Here is a 23892-nt window from a genome sequence, read left to right on the forward strand (position 1 = left end):
TCCGTTGGTGAATTGATCGAGAAGGCTCAGCCCTTTTTTGGGGAACGCCCGTCCCCCACCGGGGCAGCGACCGAGCGCGGAAGACGCGAGGGACATCGCCATCACGCCGCCCTCCCCGTTTTCAGGATCATCGACATGATCTTTTCCTGGCTGGCTTCGGCGATGGGCAATTCGCCCACGAAGCGCCCGGCGTTCATGACGTAGATGCGGTCGCAGGTGCCCAGCAGTTCGGGCATTTCGGACGAGATCACGACGATCGCCTTACCCTGGGCCGCCAGATCGTTGATGATGGAATAGATTTCGTATTTGGCGCCCACGTCGATGCCGCGGGTGGGCTCGTCGAGGATCAGGACGTCCGGCCCGGCATAGAGCCATTTGGACAGCACGACCTTTTGCTGGTTGCCGCCCGAGAGATTGACCGTTTTCTGGCTGATCCCCGAGCTCTTGATGGCCATCAGCTTGCGGTAGCGTTCGGCGACCTCGCGTTCCTTGTGGTTGTCCACCACGATGCCATTGGCAATGGCTTTGAGATTGGCGAGAGGGACGTTGTCGCGGATCGGCTGGTCAAGGACCAGGCCATAGGTCTTTCTGTCTTCGGTGGCATAGCAGATGCCGTTGGCAATGGCTTTGGGCACCGAGGAGGTATCGACGGGCCGGCCGCGCAAAAGCACCTCGCCGGAAATCCTGTCGCCATAGGATTTTCCGAACAGGCTCATGGCCAGTTCGGTCCGCCCCGCGCCCATCAGCCCGGCGATGCCCACGACCTCTCCGGCGCGCACCGAAAAGCTGACATCGTCGACGACCTTGCGCTCGGAATGGATGGGGTGATGGGCCGTCCAGTTTTTGACCTCGAACAGCACGTCGCCGATCTTGGGATCGCGGGCCGGGAAGCGGTCGGTCAGAGACCGCCCCACCATGTCGCGCACGATATCGGCCTCGGAAATCTCGGAGGTGTGGCAATCGAGGGTGGAAACGGTGTGCCCGTCGCGCAGCACCGTGATGCGGTCGGCGACCTGTGAAATCTCGTTGAGCTTGTGGGAAATCAGGATCGAGGAAATGCCCCTCTCCTTGAGTTCGACCAGAAGGTTCAACAGCGCCTGGCTGTCGGTCTCGTTGAGCGAGGATGTGGGCTCGTCGAGGATCAAGAGCTTGACTTGTTTTGACAGCGCCTTGGCGATTTCGACGAGCTGCTGCTTGCCCAGGCCCAGATGGGTGATCTTGGTGCGCGGAGATTCCTTTAGGGAAACGCGCTTGAGCAGGTCTTCGGTGCGGCGATAGGTTTCCGACCAGTCGATCACGCCGTTGCTGGCGCGCTCATTGCCCAGAAAGATGTTTTCGGCAATCGAGAGCAGCGGAACCAGCGCCAGCTCCTGGTGAATGATGACGATGCCGCATTTCTCGCTGTCGGCGATGGAATGGAAATGGCGTTCCTCGCCTTCAAAAAAGATCTGGCCCTCATACTCGCCCGAGGGATAGACGCCCGAGAGTACTTTCATGAGGGTGGATTTGCCCGCCCCGTTTTCGCCAACCAGCGCGTGAATTTCGCCCTGCTCGACCACGAGGTTGACGTTTTCGAGCGCGTTGACGCCCGGAAAGCTTTTTGTGATGCCACGCATTTCGAGAATGGACGTCATGGCGTTCCGTCTCTCTTTTCTGAGTGTGCGGCGGGGCGTTATGCTGCCCCACCGCACGGCCTCTGGAGGAGGATCTTATGATCCCGTCGGTCGCGCTTTCGAACCGCAAAAGTGGTGCCCACTTTTGCTGAAAGCACTCAGTTGGCGATCTGATCCTGGGTATAATACCCCGAACCCACGAGAACCTCTTCGAGATTATCGGCTGTCACCAGCACCGGCTCGAGCAGGTAGGAGGGGACCACCTTGACGCCGTTGTCATAGGTTTCGGTGTCGTTGATCTCGGGCTCCGCATCGTTGATGAGGGCCGAAACCATGCCCACGGTCACGCGGGCCAACTCACGGGTGTCCTTGAAGATCGTCGAATACTGGTCGCCGGCCATGATTGCCTTGACCGAGGGGATTTCGGCATCCTGACCGGAAATGATCGGCATGGGCATGTCGCCCGAACCGTAACCGACCCCGCGCAGCGAGGAGATGATGCCGATCGAGAGCCCGTCATAGGGCGAAAGGACGGCATCGACAGTGTCGTCGGTATAATGGGCCGAGAGAAGGTTATCCATGCGGGCCTGGGCAACCGAGCCGTCCCAGCGCAGGGTGCCAACCGTATCCATGCCCATCTGGCCGGATTTGACGACCAGCGTGCCATCGTCGATCAGCGGCTGGAGCACGCTCATGGCGCCGTCATAGAAGAAATAGGCGTTGTTGTCGTCGGGCGAACCGCCGAACAGTTCGATATTGTAGGGTGCTTCGCGACCGGAGGCTTCGAGCCCGTCGACCAGCGACTGGGCCTGCTGCACGCCAACCTTGAAGTTGTCGAAAGTCGCATAATAATCGACATGCTCGGACCCGCGGATCAGCCGGTCATAGGCAATCACGTGGATGCCGGCAGCGGCGGCGTTCTCGAGCGCGGTGGTGAGCGTGGTGCCGTCGATCGAGGCGATCACCAGAACGTCGACGCCACGAACGATCATGTTTTCGATCTGGGCGAGCTGGTTGGGAATATCGTCTTCGGCATATTGCAGATCGGTCTGGTAGCCGGCTGCCTCAAACAGTTCCACCATGGAATTGCCGTCCGAGATCCAGCGGGCCGAGGATTGGGTCGGCATGGAAATGCCCACCGAACCGGCTTCCTGCCCAACAGCAGGCATCACCGATAGCGCAGAGGTCATCACCAGAGCGCCAAGCCCTGCCAAAATTGATTTCATGAGGTTTTCTCCCTGTCAGTTTCGCCCGACGCCTCTCGTCGTAGCGACCTCCTGTACCGCGTCTCCCGCGGCAACCAGCAGCACATTTGCATATAGTATGATTATTTGTAAAGCGGCTGTTTGAGCGGTCGCGCGCTTTTTCAACACCGATCCACTTTGCGTCGCGCGTGAGTGCAGCGAGGGTCCATTGGGCGTCACCGAGCATAAGGGGTGTGTCCAGTGGGCGTCAAAACGCTGAAAGCACCGACATACCGAGGGTTCAGCCCTTGGCGCTGCCCAATGCGGTCGTTGCCCGATCGACACCCGACTGGATGGCCTGACGCATGGCGACGCGCGCCATTTCGGGGTCTTTTGCCGCTATGGCCTCGGCGATGTTGCGGTGCAGCCGCACCGCCTTGTCAAAGGCCGTCCCACCCTCGACCGGCGAGGAAATGGTGAACGATGCCATCAGCGCGATTTCGACGACATTGGAGAGCGAAACCATGAAGGGATTGCCCGATGCCTGGGCCACGACCCGGTGAAATTCCACGTCGTTGCGGGCGAAGTCCTCGGCGCTCTGGCCCTTGGTCTCCATGCCCCTGAGCCAGCCCATCAATTCATCGGCCTGCTCGTCGGTACGCCGCTCGGCGGCCAGCGCCGCCGCGTCGGGTTCGACGGCCATGCGGATTTCGGCCAGCGAAGCGATAAAATCAAAGGAAATCCCCGACTCCAGGTGCCAGAGCAGCACGTCGGAATCAAACATGTTCCAGCGGGCCCGCGGCAGAACCCGGGTTCCGACCCGCGCCCGCGCCTCGACAAGACCCTTGGCCGACAATGTCTTGAGCGCCTCGCGCAGCACGGTGCGGGATACGCCGAACTGGTCGATCAGATCGCTGTCGCCGGGGAGAATCTGGCCTTCCTTATAGGTTCCGCCGACAATGGCGGTTCCGAGCGTGTACATGACATGGGCATGGAAATTGTGCGGCTTGCGTCGTGCAGCCGCCGGCCCGGCAGTTGTTCCCGCTCCCTCCCGATCGCCTATAGTTCCCGCCATGCCGGTCCGCCTTTACTGGTGCGCCAGCGTATCGCGGCGCAAACCGAACATGACAAAGGCGGCAATGGATTGTCAAAATAAAAATATAATAAGATAAATGGCGCTCGATGAGGGAGTCGGGAAGAGCGGCTGGTGCCATTTGCCGCCAATATGAGGAAAGAATCAATCCATGACGCAATTTGCCCTGTGGCGGAAGCCGCGCGCGACATGACGATAGCTGCCGACTGGATCGCCGTCGATTGGGGGACCTCGAACATGCGCGCCTGGGCGCTGAGCGCCGACAACAAGGTGTTGGCGCACGGGGAAAGCCCAAAGGGCATGGGCCAGCTTTCCCCATCGGAGTTCGAACCGGCGCTGCTCGAGGTCGTGGAAAAATGGCTGGATTCAGAACGCGTTACACCTGTCATGGCCTGCGGCATGGTGGGCGCGCGGCAAGGGTGGATCGAGGCGGAATACGCAATCACCCCCACCCCGCCCGTCGCCGCCCGGCCGACACGCGCGCCGGTCACCGACCGGCGCATCGCGGTTTTCATCCTGCCCGGCGTCAGCCAATCGGCGCCCCCCGACGTGATGCGCGGCGAGGAAACCCAGATCGCCGGCTACATCGCTTCCCAAGGCGATAATGCCGTCCTGTGCCTTCCGGGCACGCACAGCAAATGGGTGGACATCGCCGATGGCCGCATTGCGCGCTTCCGGACGGCAATGACCGGGGAAGTCTTTGCTCTGCTTGCCGAAAAATCCGTTTTGCGTCATAGCGTTGGCACGAGCGAATGGAGCGATGACGCCTTTGCCGCCGGCGTTTCGGCCGGGTTGGAAGCGCCCGATATTCTGACCAGGCTGTTTTCCATCCGTGCAGCGAGCCTGCTTGAAGGCGCCTCACCACAGGTTTCCAGAGCCCGGCTTTCGGGGTTACTGATCGGCGCGGAACTGGCGGGAACAAGCGATTTCTGGCGTGGCAACGCCGTTGCGCTGGTTGGCGCATCGCAATTAAGCGCGCTATACCAGACGGCGTTGGCGCTGGCCGGTGTTTCTGCCCACCGGTACGATGCGCAGGACATGACACTGGCCGGACTTTGCGCCGCCCGTTCGACCCTGGAGGACACGCAATGACCCGCAAGCTGATTGCCATATTGCGCGGCCTCAAACCCGATGAGGCGCTGGGGATAACAGAGGCGCTGATCGAAGCGGGCATTACCGCTATCGAAGTGCCACTCAATTCACCACAACCGCTTGATTCAATTGAGAAAATGTCCAAGGCATTCGGTAGTGACGCGCTGATCGGCGCAGGGACCGTTCTGAGCGAAAAAGACGTCGCCGAAGTCGCGCAGGCTGGGGGGGAACTGATCGTTTCGCCCAATTGCGACGCGACGGTGATTGCCGCCACAAAGGCGGCGGGCCTACAATCATTTCCGGGCGTTTTTACCGCCACCGAATGTTTCGCAGCGCTCACGGCGGGCGCGGACGGGCTCAAGATCTTTCCCGCCTCGATCATGGGGCCGGCGGGCGTTTCGGCGCTCAAAGCCGTGCTGCCCCGCTCGGTCCCGGTCTATGCTGTGGGCGGCGCCGGAGCGGACAATTTTTCCCAATGGCGGGCCGCCGGGGCCGACGGATTCGGCATCGGCACGGCGCTCTATGCGCCCGGCCTGACGGCGAAAGAGGTGGGCGAGAGGGCCCGCAAACTTGTATCGGCCTATGACGAGGTTATGGCATGAGCGCGCATATTTTCGACGATCGATCCTGCTTTCTGGGCGAAGGCCCGCTCTGGCATCCCCAGCGCGAGCAGTTGTTCTGGTTCGACATCATCGGGCGCACGCTTTTGACCCGAAAGGGGGGCGATACGGGCGCCTGGACGTTTGATGACATGGTTTCGGCAGCCGGTTGGATCGACCGCGACAACCTCCTGGTGGCCAGCGAAACGGCGCTGCTCAAGCTCAATATCGAAACCCGGGAACGCGAGATCGTCGCCGCGCTCGATATCGGCGAGGGACTTAGGACCAATGACGGACGTGCCGATCCGTGGGGCGGGTTCTGGATTTCATCGATGGGCAAGAAGTCCGAAAAGGACGCGGGTGCGATCTATCGGTTTTACCGCGGCGAAGTCACAAAGCTGTTTTCGTCCATCACCATACCCAATGCCATCTGCTTTTCGCCCGATCGGGCCTATGGCCATTTCGCCGACACGAGCCGCGGTTTCGTCAAGCGTGTCAGGCTCGATTCCGAGACCGGCGTACCGGTCGGTGAGCCCGAGATCTATCTTGACCTCGCCGGGGAAGGGCTGAACCCCGACGGCGCGGTGATCGATGCGGCGGGCAATATGTGGCTTGCCCAATGGGGTGCCGGCCGGGTTGCCGTATATGACCCATCGGGCCCCTTGCTTAAGGCTGTTTCTGTAGGGGCGCCGCATTCCTCCTGCCCGGCCTTCGGCGGCGCTGATTTCTCCACCCTCTATTGCACCACGGCGCGCGAAGGGCTGGACGCGGAGGCGCTGGCGGCGCATCCGGATTCGGGCAAGGTGTTTTTCGTCGAGGGCGTCGGCCCCGGACGGCCCGAACCTGCGGTAATTATCTGATTTCCAGACAAAGAAGGGGCGCCGGAGCGCCCCTTCACATTACGAACCGGCCCCCTACTGGCGTTCGGCAGCCATTGCTTCCTGGGCGGCGGCGTAAAGTGCCTCGCCGTCAATGCCGATGGCATCCATATCGGCAATCCACTGGTCGATGGTCGCCTGAGCGGCTTCCCTCCAGCGCGCTGTTTCCTCTTCGTCGAGGGTTATGATGGTGTTGCCGGCGTCCTCGGCGATCTGCCGACCTGCAGCGTCACCCTGATCCATGGCACGGCCGAACATCTTGGAGGTTTCGAGGCCGGAATTGGCGTCGATCACAGCCTTGAGATCGTCGGGCAGGCTTTCATAGGTGCCACGGTTCATCACGAACCCGAAGGTCTGGGTGTAAAGGCCGTTTTCGCCCGAAAAGCCTGTGTGGTTGGTGACCAGTTCGGCTATGCGCAGCGAAGGGGTGACTTCCCAGGGAACCGTCGTGCCGTCGATCACGCCGCGCGAAAGCGCTTCGGTGGTCTGGGGCACAGGCATGCCCACCGGTTCGGCACCGAGCTGGGCGAGCATGTTGGAAATGATGCGCGACCCGCCGCGGATCTTTACGCCCTGGATATCCTCGAGGGAATTGACCGGATTTTTCGTATGGAAAAGGCCGGGACCATGGGTGTGAAGGGCGATGACCTGAACGCTTTCGAACTCGTCAGCGGAATTTTCCATGACGTAGTTGTAAAAGGCGGCCGAGGTTTCTTCGGCGCTGTTGGACATCAGGAAGGGCAGTTCGAACACTTCCGATTTCGGGAAGCGGCCGGGCGTATAGCCAAGCACGGTCCAGATCACATCGACCACCCCGTCCTGCGCCTGACCGAACAGGGCGTCGGGCGAACCGCCAAGCTGCATGGACGGATAGAGTTCCACCGAAATACGGCCGTCGGACTGTTCCTGAACGGCTTCCGCCCACGGTGTGATGGCGTCGGCCGGAATGGTGGCTTGTGGCGGCAGCATCTGGTGGACGCGCAGCGTCACCTCCTGGGCCATGGCTCCGGCGGCAAATGAGACGGTGGCAACCGCCCCGAGCAGTATAGATTTCAGTTTCATTTGGTCTTCTCCCTTTGTTGCACGCTTTTTCGCGTGTGAACTCCTCACAGTCTTTAGAGCATTTCAGCGCTTCTTCGAATCGCTTCGATTGCTCCAAGTCCTTGTTTTTTTCGCGCTTCCGAACCGGATACGTGGTGCCCACCTATCCTGGCAGCGCTCCAGCCGCTCAATAGAGCAGCCACACCAGCCCCAAGGTTATCGGTGGGAAGGCGACGAGAATGATGGTGCGCACGACGTCGCTGGCGACGAATGGCAGCACACCACGAAATGTTTCCGACAGGCGCGTTTCCCTGGCCATCGAATTGATGATGAACAAGTTCATCCCCACCGGCGGCGTTATCAGCCCCACTTCGACGACGATGAGAACCAGAATGCCGAACCAGATGGCAAATTCGTCCGGGGTCAGGCCGAAATCGAGGGCCGACATCATCGGGAAGATGATGGGCACCGTCAGAAGGATCATCGAGAGCGAGTCCATGACGCAGCCGAGGACGAGATAGAGCAACAGCACGATCGCCATGACCACCCAGGGGTTGAAGCCCTGCTCGGTGACCCATCCGGCTGCAAATTGTGGCAGTTGCGAAAGAGCCAGGAAGCCATTGAGCGAGGCGGCACCCAAAACGATGAGGAAAATCATCGCCGTTGAGGACGCCGTGCCCAGAATGGCCGCCTCGAGCCCCTTGCGCGACAGCCGGCGCGAGGCAAGCGCCACCAGTCCCGTTCCCGCTGCGCCGACGGCAGCGGCCTCGGTGGGGGTGAATATGCCCGTATAGATACCGCCGATGACCAGCACGAAGATAGCCACGACCGGCCAGATGGTTGCCAGTTCGCGGAATCTTTGACCATAGGGCACCCGGGCGCGGATGCCTGCCGATTCCGGGCTGACGCGGACATAGATGGCTACAACGATGAGATAACCGATGGCGGCCAGAATGCCCGGCACAAAGGCGGCCATGAACAGCTTGGCGATATTTTGTTCGGTCAGGACGGCAAAGATGACCAGAATGACCGAAGGGGGAATAAGGATGCCCAGCGTGCCGCCGGCAGCGACGGCGCCGGTCGACAGCGCGCCGGAATAGCCATGTTTCCTCAGTTCGGGCAGGGCGACATGCCCCATGGTGGCCGCCGTCGCCAGCGAAGACCCGCAGATGGCGCCGAACCCCGCGCTGGCGCCCACGGCAGCCATGGCGACACCCCCCTTGCGGTGGCCCACCCACGATGCCGCGGCATTAAACAGCGCAGCCGACAGGCCCGACAGTGTCGCGAACTGCCCCATCAGGATGAACAGCGGCACGACCGAAAGCGAATAGGACGCAAAGGTGGAATAGGTGAGGCTCTTGAACTGGGCCAGCGCCGGATTGAAGGTGCCGGTGATGATCCAGGAACCGAAAATGCCCACGCCGAGCATGGCCAGACCGATGGGTACACGCAGAAAGATCAGCAGCAGGATGACGGGAAACGAGAGCAGGCCAATAACGATATTGCTCACAATTCGCCCCCCGACGACTGGATTTCGGACCGTCCGCCCATCGCATTTGAAATGGAACGGCCAAGCACGTAAAGCGCAACGATTACAAAGACGACGGCTCCCGCCAGCGCGGCGCTGTAGGACCAGCCCAGCGGCATGCGCAACAGGAGCGTGGTCTCGTTGTAGCGGAACTTGTCGAGCATTCCGTCATAGAGGCGCCAGGCGATAAAGCTGGCGGCGACAAGCATCATGATGTCGGTGACGACGAGGATCCATCTGTTGACGATGGGGCCGAAACGGTCGGTCACTATGGTGACGATCGCATGGCCCCGCTCAAGATGGGCCCAGGGCAGGAAAGCGAAGACAGCAAAGCCGATGCCGGCCTCGACGAGTTCATAATCACCGCGCACCGGCCGCAGGCCGGCCCACAGCAGCGCGCGACCGGTGACACTGACAACGACAAGAAGGACGAGCGCTATCAGCACCACGCCGCCGGCCAGCGCCATGAGCTTTGCCAAGCCATAAATGCCTCGCCCCAAGGGCGACTTATCCTGGAACAAATTTATCCTCCCCAGCACGCCCCGATGATACCTTTCCATCACCCGATTGTGCGCCGTTCACCCTTGTCCATGGCCGTTTGAGCGAACAATGGATTATGCACACAAACGACAGGACAATCCGAACATCGAGCTTATGCTTCTTTGCCAAAATGTATATATCATAACTACTTTTGACAAGCGTTCCCCAGCGCGTGATTGCCTTTTTCGCCCAGCGCATTAAATTCTGTCTCATAACAAACAGGGTTGAGCCTATGTCTGCTGTCCAGGGGTCCGTCACCGATGAAGCCATGCTCGAGACCGGGGCGACCACCGATATCATAGGGTACCGGTTGCGCAGGGCACAATTGAGTGTCTTTCAGCGTTTTCTCTCGGCCTTCGAGGCGCTCGATCTGCGTCCGGCCGAATATTCGGCCCTGGCGCTAATTGGGGACAACCCCGGCCGCAAGCAGACCGAGATTGCGGAGATTCTTGGAATCAAGCGCGCCAATTTCGTTGCGCTCATCAATGGGCTCGAAGGCCGAGGCCTCACCGAGAGGCGCACGGCACCCGGTGACAGGCGAGCCAACGCACTCTATCTCACCAAAGAAGGTGAGCGCTTTCTTGCAAGAGCCCGCAAAGTCCAGGATGATTTCGAAGCCGATTGCATAGCACGGCTGGGCGGACCAAAGGCCCGCGACACGCTACTCGAGCTGCTGGGAAAGCTTTGCTGATCGCCCATCCCGGGTTGCGCAGCCGAAACGATCAGAGTCAAATGGGCTGGCGAATCATCTTCTCCTGACCGCACCGGGCCTTCTTGTCTTCCATGTCGCTCTTTTCCAACGCTACGGCCATCGACGCTGCGCCGGCCGGTGGGCTGGACATCTTGCGATCGGTGTTCGGGCTGGATGCCTTCCGTGGGCAGCAGCAAGAGGTTGTCGAGCATGTGATGGGCGGCGGCGATGCCGTGGTCCTGTTTCCCACAGGGGCGGGGAAATCGCTGTGCTATCAGATCCCGGCGATTGGCCGACGAGGGGTCGGTGTTGTCATTTCCCCCCTGATCGCCCTGATGCGCGATCAGGTCGAAGCGCTCAGGCAGGCCGGTGTCAAAGCTGCGGCTCTCAATTCCTCACTCTCGCCTGACGAGAACCGAAGCGTGCGGCAGGCCCTGCGCGACGGGGAGTTGGACCTTCTCTATGTGGCCCCGGAGCGGTTGGCGGCGGCGGGATTTCTTGAGCTGCTGGCCAGCGTCGAAATCGGGCTTTTCGCCATCGATGAAGCCCATTGCGTGAGTCAGTGGGGCCATGATTTCCGGCCCGAATATCGCGAACTGGCCAAGCTGCGCGAGCTGTTTCCCCATGTGCCACGCGTCGCGCTGACCGCGACGGCGGATCCGACAACGCGCGCCGATCTGATCGAGCGGCTGGGGCTTGAGGAAGCGCAGCTTTTCATATCGAGTTTTGATCGCCCCAATATCGGTTATTCGATTGTCGAGCGCGCCAATGCGCGAGCGCAATTGCTCGATTTCCTGGGCCGACACAAGGGCGAAAGCGGTATTGTTTATTGCCTGTCGCGCGCCAAGGTGGAGGCGATCGCCGAGTTTCTCAATGACAAGGGTATTGCCGCCCTGCCCTATCATGCGGGACTCGATTCGAGCGTGCGGGCGCGCAATCAGGATGCGTTCTTGAAGGAAGACGCTTTGTGCCTTGTTGCCACCGTGGCCTTCGGGATGGGGATAGACAAGCCTGACGTGCGCTATGTGGCACATATGGATCTGCCCTCCTCGATCGAGGCCTATTATCAGGAAACGGGCCGGGCCGGGCGCGACGGTCAGCCCTCGGAAGCCTGGATGTGTTATGGGCTGTCAGATGTGAGCCAGAGGCGGCGCATGATTGCCGAAGGCAATGCGCCCGACGAAATCAAACGGCTCGAAAACACCAAGCTCAGCGCCCTTCTGGGCGTATGCGAGACGGCGGGCTGCCGGCGGCAGGCGGTTCTCGCCCATTTCGGCGAACAGCATCAAGGCAATTGCGGGAACTGCGATACCTGCATCAACCCAGTCGATAGCTGGGACGGCACCGAGGCCGCCAACAAGGTGATGTCCTCGATCTATCGCACCGGGCAGCGGTTCGGTGCGGCGCATGTGATAGATGTGGTGATGGGCAAAGTTACCGAAAAGGTGGAGAAATTCCGGCACCAGCATTTGCCGGTTTTCGGCGTGGGGCAGGACATTTCGGTCAAGACCTGGCGCTCGGTGGTGCGGCAGCTAACGGCCATGGGGCTGGTGCATGTGAACCATGAGGCCCATGGCGCGCTTTATCTCGACGAGGGTGCGCGGGCGGTATTTCGGGGCGAACGGACGGTGACGCTGAGACGCGACCACGAGCGCAAGAAATCGGACACGAACCGTGCGCTGGGTTCGGGCGAAGCGCTGTCGCCTGAGGCCGAGGCTGTGTTCGAGCGGCTGCGGCGCAAACGGCGCGAACTCGCTTCGGCGCAGGGCGTCCCGCCCTATGTGGTGTTTCAAGACACAACGTTGCGGGCCATGGCGCAGCACAAACCCGCGACGCTGGACCAGTTGCGAGCCCTGCCCGGCGTGGGTGATGCCAAGCTGGAGCGATATGGCACAGCATTCCTCGCGGCGATAGCCAGCGCGGACTAGCTTTGCGTACTCCGGCCGCGCTACAACCGCACATCTTCCGGCCGATTAAAGCAAAGCCAGCACGATGACCGAGATTGACAGGATTGACCGCAGAATTCTCATGGAGCTGCAACGGGACGGGCGGATCACCAATTCCGAACTTGCCCAGCGGGTCGGTCTGGCGCCCACCTCGATGAGCGACAGGATGCGGCGGCTGCAAAAGCACGGCTATATCAAGGGCTTCCGCGCTATTCTCGACGCCGACCAGATCGGGCTGGGGCTGTTGGTTCTTGTGGAAGTGTCGCTCGACAAGACCACGCCCGACATCTTCGACAAGTTCGCTGCCGCTGTGCGCAAGCAGCCCGAAGTGCTCGAATGTCACATGGTTGCAGGCGGGTTCGACTACCTGGTCAAGGCCAGATTGCCCGACATGGCGCGCTACCGGGCCTTTCTGGGGGACGTGCTGCTGTCACTGCCCGGAGTGCGGGAAACCAGAACTTATCCGGTGATCGAAGAGGTCAAGGATGATGGGATCCTGCCATTGTAAGGCAGGATCAATCGGTTGCCGCCGTCTCAATCGGCACCATCTGTTTCTTCGTGCTCGCCGGCGTGAATAATCATGTCAGAGATCACATGGCGGATGTGGTGGTCGTCTGCCTCATAGTGAACGTGCTTGGCGTGGCGCGTCCCTCGCACCAGGCGCGCTGCCCGCAGCAGGCGCAAATGGTGGCTGACAAGGGATTGGGACGCATCGATCTTGCGGGCGATATCGCCCACAGCCATGGACTGGTCGAGACAGGCGAGCAGGATCTTGAGGCGGGTGGGGTCACCGAGCAGCTTGAAAGTCTCGGCGACGACGAGAATTTCGGTTTCGGTAGGACTGGGTCGGTCGCTCAAAAGGCCCTCGCGGCACAGAATTGATCGTGGCCGCCATCCTATCCGGATTCTGCCGCGCATGCACAACGCGTTCGCTTTTTTCAGAGCCGTCAGAGCGCATGATGATTTCGCCGGCCAGTTCAAGGCCGGCAACATCCTCGGCGACAGGCAGCGAATGCCGATTCGCCTGCTAATAAAGTAACTCACTTGTGTTATTATTTCTTGCGGCGCATACTCTGGTCAAATTGGACGAAAAGATCCGATGCCAGTCCCGCTGAACGGGGCATAGGAGTGTAATTTCAAAGGTAGGATTGTCCCGATGACCAAGATCACACGACGCATGTTCATGGCGTCTTTACCGGTGATGTATGCAGCCTCGCACATCCCGGCCTGGGCGGCTCCGCTCAGCGATCTCGACCTGATCGCGCAGCAGAAACTGGAGCCGGCCATTGTCACCCTTTATCGCCGTCTCGAGCGGCTGACCTCCACCGCCACGATCATGACCACAGGCGCACACCCCGATGACGAACCGTCGGCAATGCTCGCCGCGTTGCGCCACGTCTATGGCATCCATCCGGTGGTCTATGCCATCACCCGCGGCGAAGGCGGCCAGAACTCGATCGGGCCGGAGCTGGGCTCGGTGCTGGGCGTTCTACGGACGCGCGAGATGGAAGAAGCTTCGCGCTCGCTCGATGCTTCGTTGGCGTTCGGCAGCTTCGGGCACACCGATTCCGTCCACGATTTCGGCTTTTCCAAAGATCCCAACGAGACCATCGATCAGTGGGGCCGCGACAAGATCGTCGAGCGCATGACGGCAGCGTTTCGCAAGTACAAGCCCGACATCATCATGAACTGTTTTCTCGACGTTCCCGGCCAGCACGGACATCACCGGGCCGCCAATGTCGCGACGTTCATTGCAGCCGAACTCTCGGGCAATCCGCAGGAATTCCCCGAGCAGATCGCCGGCGGGCTCGATACCTGGGAAGTGCCAAAAATCTACCAGCCGGCCTATGGCGGCGGTGGCGGCGTCTATGACGACGAGGTGCCCCCACCTCCCGTGACCCTGGTCGTTACCGCGCCCGAGCGCGACAAGATTTCCGGTGCGACTTTCCCACAGATGGGAGAATGGTCCCGCTCCTGCCATCTGACCCAGCGCATGGGCCGCTGGCGTCCCGAGCCGCAGACCGAGTGGGAACTCAACCTCTCCCGCGTTGCCGGTGGTGGTCAAGGCGGTCCGGAAAGCGACATCCGGGAAGGGCTTATCGCCACAGTTGGCGATATCGCCGAACTTGACGGCATGCCGTCCAATACCGCCGACGCGCTGCGCGAAGCCCAGGGGCTGATCGAGGAAGCCATTGCCGATTATGGTGATCCGGTCGTCGTGCTCGCGAAATTGGGCAGAGTGGGCGAACTCATCGACATGGCCCGCGAGAGCCTACCTGAAGCGTTGCGCGCCAATGTCGCGCACAGGCTGGATCGCAAGGTCAAGGAAATCGACCTCGCCCTCGCCGCCGCGGCCGGTGTCCAGATCCGGTCCTACACGGAAGGCGGGGACGTAACGCCCGACGACGAAGTGGTTATCAAAACCATAGTCGACGGCCCCGAAGATGTGACGATCGAGGGTGTCGAGATCGTTGCGCGCGAGGGGCTTATGGCATCAGGGGAAACGGTTTCTGTTGCCGCAGACGCAAGCTACACCAATCCTCTGAGCGAAGAGTTTGATCCGCTGGGCGGCAATGGCGATGCGCACACCAGGGTCTCGCTCAATATCGGGGGTCGGACCGTGGTGCTCGACGTCGATCTGGAAGATCAGCTGCGTGTCATCCCCAAGGCGTCGATGACAATCGAGCCGAGCGCCGTGGTTTTCAATACCACAGCAGAGCTGGGGCCCGTGCCCCTGACGGCGACGCTGACCAATGCGACGCTTGGCGATCTGTCCATGCCGGTTCCCGAGGGTTGGGCGCTCGATGAGACCGAGCGCGCTTCGGATATGAGCGGCACGTTCGAACTGGTCCCGCCCCAGGGGCTCGAGCAATCACGCTTTGACATCGAGCCTGACCTTTTGGGCGAACGGGCCTATCAGATCGATACCTTCACCTATCCTCATATCGGCCGGTCGGTTGTCCCCACCACGGTATCGGTTCCCGTGCAGGCCGTTGGAGCCGAGTTGCCATCGATCAAGCGTACCGGTTACGTGTCGGGCGGCAACGACAATGTCGGGCTGTGGATGGAAAGGCTCGGGCTTGAGGTGGTGGAATTGTCACCCGAGGATATCTCGAGCGGCACCTACGCCGATCTTAAAACGATCGTCATCGGGATATTTGCATTCGGGCGTCGGCCCGATCTGGCCGAAAACATCGGCGCCCTTCATGATTGGGTGCGCAATGGCGGGCATTTGGTGACACTGTATCACCGCCCGTCCGATGGCTGGAATCCCGAGACCATTCCGGTCGCCTATCTCAAGATCGGCTCTCCCTCAATCCGCTTCCGCGTGACCGACGCCAATGCGGAGGTCGACGTCCTTGAACCTGACCACCCGCTGCTCAATTACCCCAACACCATCGGTGCCGATGACTGGGCGAACTGGGACAAGGAACGTGGGCTGTACTTTGCCGAGGAGTGGGATGAGGTCTATAAGCCGCTTCTGGCCATGCACGATACGGGTGAAGACTCTCTCAACGGCTCGTTGCTTTCGGCCGAGATCGGGGCCGGACGGCATACTCACACCAGCCTGATCCTGCACCATCAGCTCGATCATCTTGTGCCGGGTGCCTTCCGGCTGCTCGCCAACCTCGTCCAGCCGGCCGAATAGTTGCCAAAGGCACGGTTGTGACGATGAGCGCCCCGGTTCGCCGGGGCGCTTTTTATGTCTCGACTTCCGAATTTGCCTTGCGCCGGACGGTGGCGGCTTCGACCATGTTGGTCGATTGCAGCGCAATAAGAATGACGGCCACGCCGATGATCGTCGCCCACGAAGGGATTTCATTGAAAAAGATGAACCCGGCGAGCGCCGCAAACCCTATGGACAGATATCCCAGGGGTGCCAGTATCCGCGCCGGCGTTGTCTGGTAGGCGCGCAGGAAGCAATATTGGCCGATCTGCGCCAGAATGCCGATGGCCAGCAAGGTCGGCCAATCGGCCGACGCTACGGGCTGCCAGACAAGTGCTGCGGGAATGGCGGTCAGGATGGAAAGCCCGACCGTATAAAAGACCATGAGGACGGCGGTATCCTCTTTTTCCATGGCGCGGATCTGGATCACGGCAAGAGAGCCAAACAGCACCGAGCCGAACGCGGCGGCAAGGCCCCATGAGAACGCCACTTCGCCCGGCGCGAGGATCACGAGAATGCCGGCAAGGCCGATGACGGTGCCGATCCAGCGCACCGGGGCGATCTTTTCGGCCAGCAGCAAGACTGCAAACACCATGACAACCAGCGGTCGCATGAAGCCGATGGCATTGACCAGCGCGAGGGGCAGAGCCGCCAGCGCGGTGAAATTGCAGGTCAGGGCCAGCGTATTGCACCCAACCCGCACCAGATGCCGCAAAGGCTGTCTGGTGCCGATGACCGCTTTGCGCTTGCGCCAGGCGAGCGGCAGAATCGATACCAGCCCGATCAGTGAGCGGATGAACACCAGCTGGACGGCCGGATAGGTGGCGCCCTCGAACTTGACGAGAACGGTCATCACCGTAATCAGCATCATATCAGCCAAAAGCCAGGCAATGCCGCTGCGATAAGAAGGTGCCGGGTCGGCCATCTACATGCGGCCGCCCGCCACGAGATTTGCCAGAATGCGGAAGGCACCGGGGACAAGGTTATCGAGCTGGTGGTGCAGAACGAGGCTGGTGTGGGTGTGACGTCCCCCGCCGATTTCGGCGGTCAGAAGGGAGCCCTCTAGCGGAGCCTCACCCTTGTCGCTCATGGCGAGGAGCGGGACATAGGCGCCGTCCCACTCGGAAGCGAAATAGAGGCCGCGTTCCTTGTTCCAGCCCTCGAAATCGCGCAGCGAAATCGGGTTGGGACCGGCAAGAATCGGATTGTCGGCCGCCAGTATCTCCACCGGCGCTTCGGGATTGGTCACCCGCCAGCGCAGCGATGGCTGGCCGATCTTGAGGAAGCGCGGCGGAACGGCGTCCGGCGCCCAGCCGTCCCAGGGGCGATGGTAGAGCGTGACGAGATTGCCCCCGGCCTCGACATAGGCATGCAGCGCATCGTTGCTGGCTGCCAGATCGGGGCGCAGCCCGAAGGCGAAGATGCCGACGACGATGGCGGGGAACGCCGAGAGATCCTCGGAAAGCGCCCGCGCATCGAGTTCGGTCACCTCGAATCCCATGCGCGCCAGCCACAGGCCCACATTGTCGGCACCGCCACCGATATAGGCGACGCGGCGGTCCTCGGGCAGGGCGAGGTTGAGCGCAAGAATATCGAGACGTGCGGGAGTCAGATAAAGGTTCTTGCCGATATGGGCGTAGTCAATCTCTCTGGCCGTGAAGGCGGGGGCATCATCAAGCAAGGCGTCGAGGGTGTAGCGTCCCTCGGCCAGCCCGCCTCCCGAGAGTGTGACGCTATCCCTGCTCGACGAAATTTGGACGCCCTGGACGCTCGAAAGGGCCAGATCTCTGGCAACGCCTTCGATCTTGGCTTCCACCGATAGACCGGAAAACCCGGCATCTGCCGCCACCAGCAGGGCGCTGGGCGTCAGGCTGACCGAAGCGGCGGGCACGATGGTGAGAGGGCGTTCCAGTCCGAAGGCGCGCGAAATGGTGCGCCCGGCAACAGAGAGGGTGAGGATAACGCATGCATCGCCATTGGCCCCGGAAGCCGCATAGGACTGGGTGAACGGCTCGGCGATGGGGGCGTCGGATGCAACCTCGAGCACATATCGACCCGGAGATTGGGCGATGACCGAAACGCCTTCGGGCAGGATCAGATCGATCGAAATATCCTTGGGAGCGCCGCGAAGAGTCAGACACAGATCGACCGCCTGGCCCTGCGCCACGATCGGTCTGTCGAGTGCGGCGGTGCAATCAATGCCTGTTGCGACCAGAATTGCAGCTTCGAGATCGGCAATCATGGTCTCGATGCGATGGATGTGCTCGGCAGGCACAGTGTCGATATGAGCCTCGATGATTTCGAGCGCCACAGCCAGGGGAGCGATGATCTCGTCGGCCTTCGGGAAAGCGTTAATCGCCGTCGCGATGGCCGTATCGGCTGCTGCCAATCCTGGAACAATGTCGGCCAGGCGCCGGGGGAGATTGTCTGTGAGTGCGCCGTTGTCTTTTGGTCCGACGCGAAGATGGAACGGCCATTCGGTCTTTGGGTTTTCCGGCCAACGTCCCATGCCCTGGCTGGCGTGGTAGAGCCGCGACCATTCCCCGATTTCGTCAAAGAGTGCGCCGGTTGCGAAATCGGGGTCTTTCGCGATCAGTTTCACGGTTTCAGGCGGCGGAGGCACTTCGTCGTCATAGGTCGCTCCCCCGCCCGACCAAGCGGGCAGGTAATATTTGGTGACCTGCCAGGGCGCCAGGCCCTGCGCGAAATGCTCGGGATAGGCATTGGGGTCGGCAGCCAGCGCGATCGCCTCCTCGGCGGCCATGGTCATGGCGCGGTGGTGGCCGTGCTGACCTGGCACGTCGAGAAATGTCGGGATGACGATATCGGGCTTTTCGCTGCGATAGGCGTGGACCATACGTTCGACGATCAGGTCATGCTGCCAGCGCTCAAGCGTATCGTGGCCGTTCTTGGAAAACCCGAAATCATGGACTGGGTCGCCCGGCCCGAAACCGAACCAGGCGATGTCGGCATCGATGACCTTGGCCGCTTCCTCAAGCTCGCGGGTCCGAACGACACCAAGTGCGCCGCCGCGCTCGGGGCCGAGCGTGTTCTGACCGCCCTCCCCACGGGTCGAACAACCGATGATGGTGCGCATCCCGAGCCCGAAGCGCATGAAGGCGAGCATGGCGTTCTGCTCATCATCGGGATGGGCGCCCGTGTGAAGCACGGTCACTGTCGATTTCAGCCGTGACAGCGCCCTGTAAAGCGTCACAAGCCTCGGGCTGGCACGGCGCTGGGAAAAACGATGGGAGAGCTGGGCGCGCGATAGGGGCATGGATAGTCCTATGGCCGTGCGGCAGCGACCGCCGGCGAATATTCGAGGGAAAGTTGAGGCGACAAGATATTGTGCAGGGCAAGCGCTGCCGCACCCAGCGCCGCTGTGAACCGTCCGGTTTGTCCGCGGATGACGCGCGGCTGTGTCCGTTCTGAACGGGTCGAGACGGAAACCGGCAGCGGTTCGAGCGCCGCAATCAGGGCATCGAGAATGACATCGGGAAGATTGCCGCCAAACACCACTGTTTCGGGATCGAATATGTTTTCGATCATGGCGACGGTTGGCGCCAGATAGTCGGCCGCTTCCCTTATCCAGTCCACAAGCACGGGGTCATTATTGGCGAAAAGCGGCTCGAGGGTTTCGCTATCGATGTTGGGGCGCCCGCTGGCTGCCAGTTTTTCGCGCAGGGCGTAAAGCGATGCAAAGCGTTCCAGCGCGCCATCCGGGCCGTAGCTTGGCACGCCATGGCGCGGCACCAGCGCCACATGGCCGATTTCACCGGCATTGCCAAAAGCCCCGCGCAGGGGCACGCCGTCCTTGAGCACACCCAGCCCCAGCCCAACGCCGAAATAGAGGAAGCAGAAATTGGAGATCTGGCGCCCGGCACCGTAGAGCCGTTCGCCGACCGCTGCGGCTGTGGCGTCGTTTTCGATGGATACCGGCTGTCCGATTGCCCGGGAGAGGGTGGCCTTTGCGTCGATGCCCTTCCACCCCGGCAGTGTCGCGGGTCCGACCGAGCTCATTCCTTCGATCTCGAACGGTCCCGGCATCACGGCACCAAACCCGATCAGTCGGTCACGCGATGCGCCGATCTGGGAACAAAGTTTGTCGATTTCGTCCGAGACCCGACCGGGCACCTGATCGGGAGTGGCCGACTCAAGGGGAGCGATTGCCTGGGCGCGGACCGCGCCGGAAAGATCGAGCAGGGTCGTCGCTATGTGATCTGCGGCGATTTCCACGCCTCCGGTCAGTGGACCGTCGGGATTAATGGCGAACTGGATCGGCGGCTGTCCGCGGCCAGACCGCAGGCGGCCCAGTTGTACCAGCATGCCCTCGCCCAACAACTCTTCGACGATGTTGGCAACGGCCTGAGGTGTTATGCGCGCACGGCGGGCGATTTCGGTGCGTCCCATATGCCCATGGGTGCGGATGACTTCGAGCACCACGCGCCGATTGTGGGCGCGATTGCGCTCCGGATTGGACCCTATGACGAGGCGCGGGCCACGACCCTGCTTTTCCGAACTGGTCAAGGTGTTCCCTCTTGCCGACTGGACACGCGCTATCGAGTGAGCAGACTAGGCATGCCGTTCGAATAACACAAGTAGATTAATTTAATCGATGGCGAGCGGCGCGCTGCCAGACGCACTGGATATCCAGCATTGTCCCCATTTTTCCGGCCACGCCAAGCGCCAGTGTGAACCGGCGCCTGCCCATCCGATAATAACGAAAGTAAATTATTTTATTGACAAGGCATCGCACATCATTTGACGATGCGCGCATGGTGGACGGAGGGGTCCGAGCCGCCAAACAATCACGCAGGGAAGATGTTTCCCTGCTCCCAAAGGAGGGACACCATGCGTAGAGCACTTGCGTTGACCGCACTTTCAGCCGGCGTCAGCCTGGCTGCACTGGGTTCGGCCCAGGCGGTCGAGATCGAATACTGGCAGTACGTGTTTGATACCCGCGTCCAGGCGATGGATCAGTTGATCGCCAATTTCGAGGAAGCCAATCCCGACATCACCGTCAATCACCAGACCTTCCCCTACGCCGATTACCAGACCCGCGTCGTGGCCGCCAATGTCGCCGGACAGGGCCCGGACGTGGTGCAATTGTTTTATGGCTGGCTCGACAATTTCATTGCCGGTGGATTGATTCAACCGCTCGATCCCGCCGTTTTCCCCGCCGAGGAAATCGAAGCCGACTTCTTCCCCATCGTTTCCGCCATGGAACGCGACGGCCAGTATTGGGGTCTGCCTACTGCTGTGCGTTCGCTGGCGCTGTTCTACAACAAGGACATTTTCGAGGCCGCCGGACTCGATCCTGAAAATCCGCCCCAGACGCTCGACGAGCTTGTCGAGGCGGCCGAGGCGACAGTCGAACGTGACGGCGGCGGCAACATCACCTCGGTCGGCATTGCCATGGGGATGGCCGGGCAGGATCACCAGTGGTGGCGCGAGGGTCTCATCCGCCAATTCGGCGGCCAGCCCTATTCCGACGATGGCCGCACGGTCACCTACAATGACGAGGCGGGCCTGGCTGCGACCACGTGGCAGGCAGAACTGTATCTGGGCGACGATGCGGTAACCCAGGTCGGGTTCATGGATGAGCCGCAGGCCGCCTTCCGCGCCGGCCGTGCTGCAATGACGATTGACGGCACGTTCCGGCTTGGCGCCTTCGGGTCGATCGAGGACTTCGAATGGGGCGTCACCGAGCTGCCTGCCAATGAAGAGGGCATGCGCTCGAATTATGCCAGCTATTTCGCCAACGCGATCGGTGCACGCGCCGAAGGCGAAGAGCTCGAAGCGGCCCAGAAATTCCTCGACTACATCAGTTCGCCCGAAGCCATGGAAATCTGGCTCGAAGTCGTGGGTGAGCTGCCCGCACGCCATGAGGTCGCCCTGACCGAGGAAAACCTTGCCGACCCGGTCTATGGTCCGTTCCTTGCTGGCCTTGAATACGCCCACACCACGATTTTCGTGGACGAGGCTGCCCAGCGTCAGGTGGCGATCGACATGGAAAGCCGCATGTCGCTGCAGGGTCAGTCGCCCGCAGACTCACTGGCCGCGGCTGCCGAGGAAGAACAGGCTATCCTCGACGCATTCTTTGCCAACCAGTAACATCGGGAGTGGACCGGTTCTAACCGGTCCGCTCTTTTTGGCATCTTTTGCAATCTGGCCGGCAAACAACCCGGCCGGACCGGCTATGCAAATCAGCAGGAGTGGCAGGCGATGACTCTGGCAGCATCGGCAAGTGGCACCGTGGAGCGATCCGGGGCATGGAACCGCCTCAGCATTGGACAGAAGCGCCTGATCTGGGTCTGGACTTTTTTGGCCCTGCCCGTGGTTTTCTATGTCGTTATCCGCTTTTATCCCACCGTGCAGGCGTTCTGGCTGTCGTTTACGAACTGGGACCTTCTGCGTCCGGCACAGTTCATCGGAGCCGACAATTACATCAAGCTCTATAACGACCCGCTGTTCTGGCAGGTGTTTCGCAACACCTTCGCCTATCTGATCGTCGGCACGCCGATCAGTCTCGTCGTTTCGTTTGCCGTTGCCTATTATCTCGACCGCGTGCGCTTCATGCACAGTTTCATACGGGCTCTCTATTTCCTGCCGTTCCTGACGACCGCAGCCGCAATGGCGTGGGTGTGGCGCTGGTTCTACCAGCCGCCGCCCATCGGGATCATCAACGGCTTTCTCGGAGCCGCGGGTCTGCCGGCGCAACCCTTCCTGCGCTCGACCGAACAGGCCCTGCCCGCCATCATGGTCACTGCCATCTGGGCGGGGCTGGGGTTCCAGATCATCATTTTCATGGCCGGGCTGCGGGCCATTCCGCAGACCTATTACGAAGCGGCGCGCATTGACGGACTGGGTGAATGGGCGATCCTGCGCAAGATCACTCTGCCGCTTTTGAAGCCGACCACGGTGTTTCTTGTCGTCTTTTCCTCAATCGGGTTCCTGCGGATTTTCGATCAGGTCTACAACATGACCAGCAACGATCCGGGCGGCCCGCTCAACACGACAAAACCGCTGGTGCTGATGATTTACCAGACGGCATTTTCTTCCTTCAACATGGGCTATGCGGCAGCGCAGACGGTGGTGCTCTTTACCATCCTTCTGATCGTTTCCCTGATGCAGCTCTGGGTTCTGAGGACACGCTGATGACCGCAACAGCTGCCGCAGGCACCGAACTCAAGCTCAACAGCGTCTCGATCCGCCCCGGTCGGGTTCTGGTCTGGACGTTGCTGTTCATCGGCGGGGTGCTGATGATCACGCCGCTCTTGTTCATGTTTTCCACGTCGCTGAAAACGGCGAGCCAGGTCTATGACCTGCGGCTCATTCCAGCCGCGCCGACCTTCGATAACTATATCAAAGTGCTCTCGGACGGTCGTTTCGTGCGCTGGTTCTTAAATTCCACCCTTGTCGCGGTTTGTGTCACACTCTCGAACGTCTTTTTCGACTCCCTGGTCGGTTACACCCTCGCCAAGTTCCAGTTTCGTGGCCGGTATCTGATTTTCATCGCCATCCTGTCCACCCTGATGATCCCCACCGAAATGCTGGTGATCCCCTGGTACCTGATGAGCGCTCAACTGGGCTGGATCGACAGTTATTGGGGCATCATGTTCCCGGGCATGATGACGGCGTTTGGCACGTTCTTGATGAAGCAGTTCTTCGAGACCGTTCCGGACGATTTCCTCGAAGCGGCGCGGGTGGACGGGCTCAACGAATTCACCATCTGGTGGAAAATCGCCATGCCCATGGTGGCCCCGGCTATCTCGGCGCTGGCGATCTTTACGTTCCTGGGCAACTGGACAGCGTTCTTCTGGCCGCTGATCGTCACCAACAGCCGCGAGCTTTATACGCTGCCGGTGGGACTTTCGAGTTTTGCCGTCGAGCAATCGATCCAGTGGGAAATGATCATGACAGGGGCGGCGCTCGCGACCATCCCCACCCTTATCGTGTTCCTCGTCCTGCAGCGCTACATCGTGCGCGGCGTGATGCTGGCCGGGCTGAAGGGCTGATT

General features: G+C 61.0%; 20 protein-coding genes. 10 read left to right on the forward strand and 10 right to left on the reverse strand.

Annotated elements, in window-relative coordinates:
* Positions 1–101 precede the first annotated feature (101 nt).
* The 3 genes from mmsA to OF122_RS17195 form a co-directional block, all read right to left on the reverse strand.
* The gene (mmsA, locus tag OF122_RS17185) at positions 102–1634 is read right to left on the reverse strand and encodes a multiple monosaccharide ABC transporter ATP-binding protein (RefSeq protein WP_264225404.1); all 1533 of its coding nucleotides are present in this window, start codon (positions 1632–1634) and stop codon (positions 102–104) included.
* Positions 1635–1771: 137 nt separating this feature from the next.
* Complete coding sequence (gene chvE, locus OF122_RS17190) at positions 1772–2839, reverse strand: multiple monosaccharide ABC transporter substrate-binding protein (protein ID WP_264225405.1); 1068 nt, start codon at positions 2837–2839, stop codon at positions 1772–1774.
* Between the two features lie 259 nt (positions 2840–3098).
* Positions 3099–3872, reverse strand: a complete 774-nt coding sequence (locus tag OF122_RS17195; protein ID WP_408636263.1) for a FadR/GntR family transcriptional regulator — start codon at positions 3870–3872, stop codon at positions 3099–3101.
* 207 nt (positions 3873–4079) lie between these two features.
* Here OF122_RS17195 and OF122_RS17200 point away from each other — a divergent pair, with 207 nt between their 5' ends.
* Genes OF122_RS17200 through OF122_RS17210 form a run of 3 tightly spaced genes read left to right on the forward strand, consistent with a single transcriptional unit; the run spans position 4080 to position 6441 of the window.
* Positions 4080–4982: a 2-dehydro-3-deoxygalactonokinase gene (locus OF122_RS17200; RefSeq protein ID WP_264225406.1), complete on the forward strand. Its 903-nt coding sequence runs from the start codon at positions 4080–4082 to the stop codon at positions 4980–4982.
* Positions 4979–5584 carry a 2-dehydro-3-deoxy-6-phosphogalactonate aldolase gene (locus OF122_RS17205; protein WP_264225407.1) on the forward strand — a complete coding sequence of 202 codons (606 nt, stop codon included), beginning with the start codon at positions 4979–4981 and terminating at the stop codon, positions 5582–5584. The genes OF122_RS17200 and OF122_RS17205 overlap by 4 nt, the downstream gene beginning before the upstream one ends.
* Positions 5581–6441, forward strand: coding sequence for an SMP-30/gluconolactonase/LRE family protein (locus tag OF122_RS17210; protein ID WP_264225408.1), 861 nt, complete (start codon positions 5581–5583; stop codon positions 6439–6441). The genes OF122_RS17205 and OF122_RS17210 overlap by 4 nt, the downstream gene beginning before the upstream one ends.
* A gap of 54 nt (positions 6442–6495) precedes the next feature.
* Here OF122_RS17210 and OF122_RS17215 read toward each other — a convergent pair whose 3' ends face one another.
* The 3 genes from OF122_RS17215 to OF122_RS17225 form a co-directional block, all read right to left on the reverse strand.
* Entirely contained in the window at positions 6496–7521 is a 1026-nt protein-coding gene (locus OF122_RS17215; RefSeq protein WP_264225409.1) for a TRAP transporter substrate-binding protein, read from the reverse strand.
* Positions 7522–7687: 166 nt separating this feature from the next.
* Complete coding sequence (locus tag OF122_RS17220) at positions 7688–9010, reverse strand: TRAP transporter large permease (RefSeq protein WP_264225410.1); 1323 nt, start codon at positions 9008–9010, stop codon at positions 7688–7690.
* Positions 9007–9549, reverse strand: coding sequence for a TRAP transporter small permease (locus tag OF122_RS17225; protein ID WP_264225411.1), 543 nt, complete (start codon positions 9547–9549; stop codon positions 9007–9009). The genes OF122_RS17220 and OF122_RS17225 overlap by 4 nt, the downstream gene beginning before the upstream one ends.
* Before the next feature lie 251 nt (positions 9550–9800).
* Here OF122_RS17225 and OF122_RS17230 point away from each other — a divergent pair, with 251 nt between their 5' ends.
* The 3 genes from OF122_RS17230 to OF122_RS17240 all read left to right on the forward strand — a co-directional run bounded on the left by OF122_RS17230 (position 9801) and on the right by OF122_RS17240 (position 12713).
* On the forward strand, positions 9801–10259 hold the full coding sequence (locus OF122_RS17230) for a MarR family winged helix-turn-helix transcriptional regulator (protein ID WP_264225412.1): 459 nt from the start codon (positions 9801–9803) through the stop codon (positions 10257–10259).
* Positions 10260–10351: 92 nt separating this feature from the next.
* Positions 10352–12187: a DNA helicase RecQ gene (gene recQ / locus OF122_RS17235; protein ID WP_264225413.1), complete on the forward strand. Its 1836-nt coding sequence runs from the start codon at positions 10352–10354 to the stop codon at positions 12185–12187.
* A 64-nt stretch (positions 12188–12251) separates the two neighbouring features.
* Positions 12252–12713, forward strand: coding sequence for an Lrp/AsnC ligand binding domain-containing protein (locus OF122_RS17240; RefSeq protein ID WP_264225414.1), 462 nt, complete (start codon positions 12252–12254; stop codon positions 12711–12713).
* Between the two features lie 26 nt (positions 12714–12739).
* Here the strand turns inward: OF122_RS17240 and OF122_RS17245 are convergent, their stop codons facing one another.
* Complete coding sequence (locus OF122_RS17245; protein WP_264225415.1) at positions 12740–13063, reverse strand: ArsR/SmtB family transcription factor; 324 nt, start codon at positions 13061–13063, stop codon at positions 12740–12742.
* Between the two features lie 298 nt (positions 13064–13361).
* Here OF122_RS17245 and OF122_RS17250 point away from each other — a divergent pair, with 298 nt between their 5' ends.
* Positions 13362–15854 carry a PIG-L family deacetylase gene (locus tag OF122_RS17250; RefSeq protein ID WP_264225416.1) on the forward strand — a complete coding sequence of 831 codons (2493 nt, stop codon included), beginning with the start codon at positions 13362–13364 and terminating at the stop codon, positions 15852–15854.
* Between the two features lie 52 nt (positions 15855–15906).
* Here OF122_RS17250 and OF122_RS17255 read toward each other — a convergent pair whose 3' ends face one another.
* The 3 genes from OF122_RS17255 to OF122_RS17265 are packed head-to-tail and all read right to left on the reverse strand — an operon-like array spanning position 15907 to position 20399.
* Complete coding sequence (locus OF122_RS17255; RefSeq protein ID WP_264225417.1) at positions 15907–16797, reverse strand: DMT family transporter; 891 nt, start codon at positions 16795–16797, stop codon at positions 15907–15909.
* Positions 16798–19149, reverse strand: coding sequence for a PIG-L family deacetylase (locus tag OF122_RS17260; protein WP_264225418.1), 2352 nt, complete (start codon positions 19147–19149; stop codon positions 16798–16800). It lies immediately after the preceding gene.
* Between the two features lie 8 nt (positions 19150–19157).
* Positions 19158–20399 (reverse strand): ROK family transcriptional regulator, encoded by a 1242-nt coding sequence (locus OF122_RS17265; protein WP_264225419.1) that lies wholly within the window; start codon positions 20397–20399, stop codon positions 19158–19160.
* A gap of 324 nt (positions 20400–20723) precedes the next feature.
* On the opposite strand from OF122_RS17265, the gene OF122_RS17270 reads away from it, so the two are divergent.
* The 3 genes from OF122_RS17270 (at position 20724) to OF122_RS17280 (ending at position 23890) form a co-directional block, all read left to right on the forward strand.
* Positions 20724–21986 carry an extracellular solute-binding protein gene (locus tag OF122_RS17270; RefSeq protein WP_264225420.1) on the forward strand — a complete coding sequence of 421 codons (1263 nt, stop codon included), beginning with the start codon at positions 20724–20726 and terminating at the stop codon, positions 21984–21986.
* A 111-nt stretch (positions 21987–22097) separates the two neighbouring features.
* Positions 22098–23030 (forward strand): carbohydrate ABC transporter permease, encoded by a 933-nt coding sequence (locus OF122_RS17275; RefSeq protein WP_264225421.1) that lies wholly within the window; start codon positions 22098–22100, stop codon positions 23028–23030.
* Positions 23030–23890 carry a carbohydrate ABC transporter permease gene (locus tag OF122_RS17280; protein WP_264225422.1) on the forward strand — a complete coding sequence of 287 codons (861 nt, stop codon included), beginning with the start codon at positions 23030–23032 and terminating at the stop codon, positions 23888–23890. The genes OF122_RS17275 and OF122_RS17280 overlap by 1 nt, the downstream gene beginning before the upstream one ends.
* Positions 23891–23892 lie beyond the last annotated feature (2 nt).

It is taken from the genome of Pelagibacterium flavum, from assembly GCF_025854335.1.
Lineage (GTDB): Bacteria > Pseudomonadota > Alphaproteobacteria > Rhizobiales > Devosiaceae > Pelagibacterium > Pelagibacterium flavum.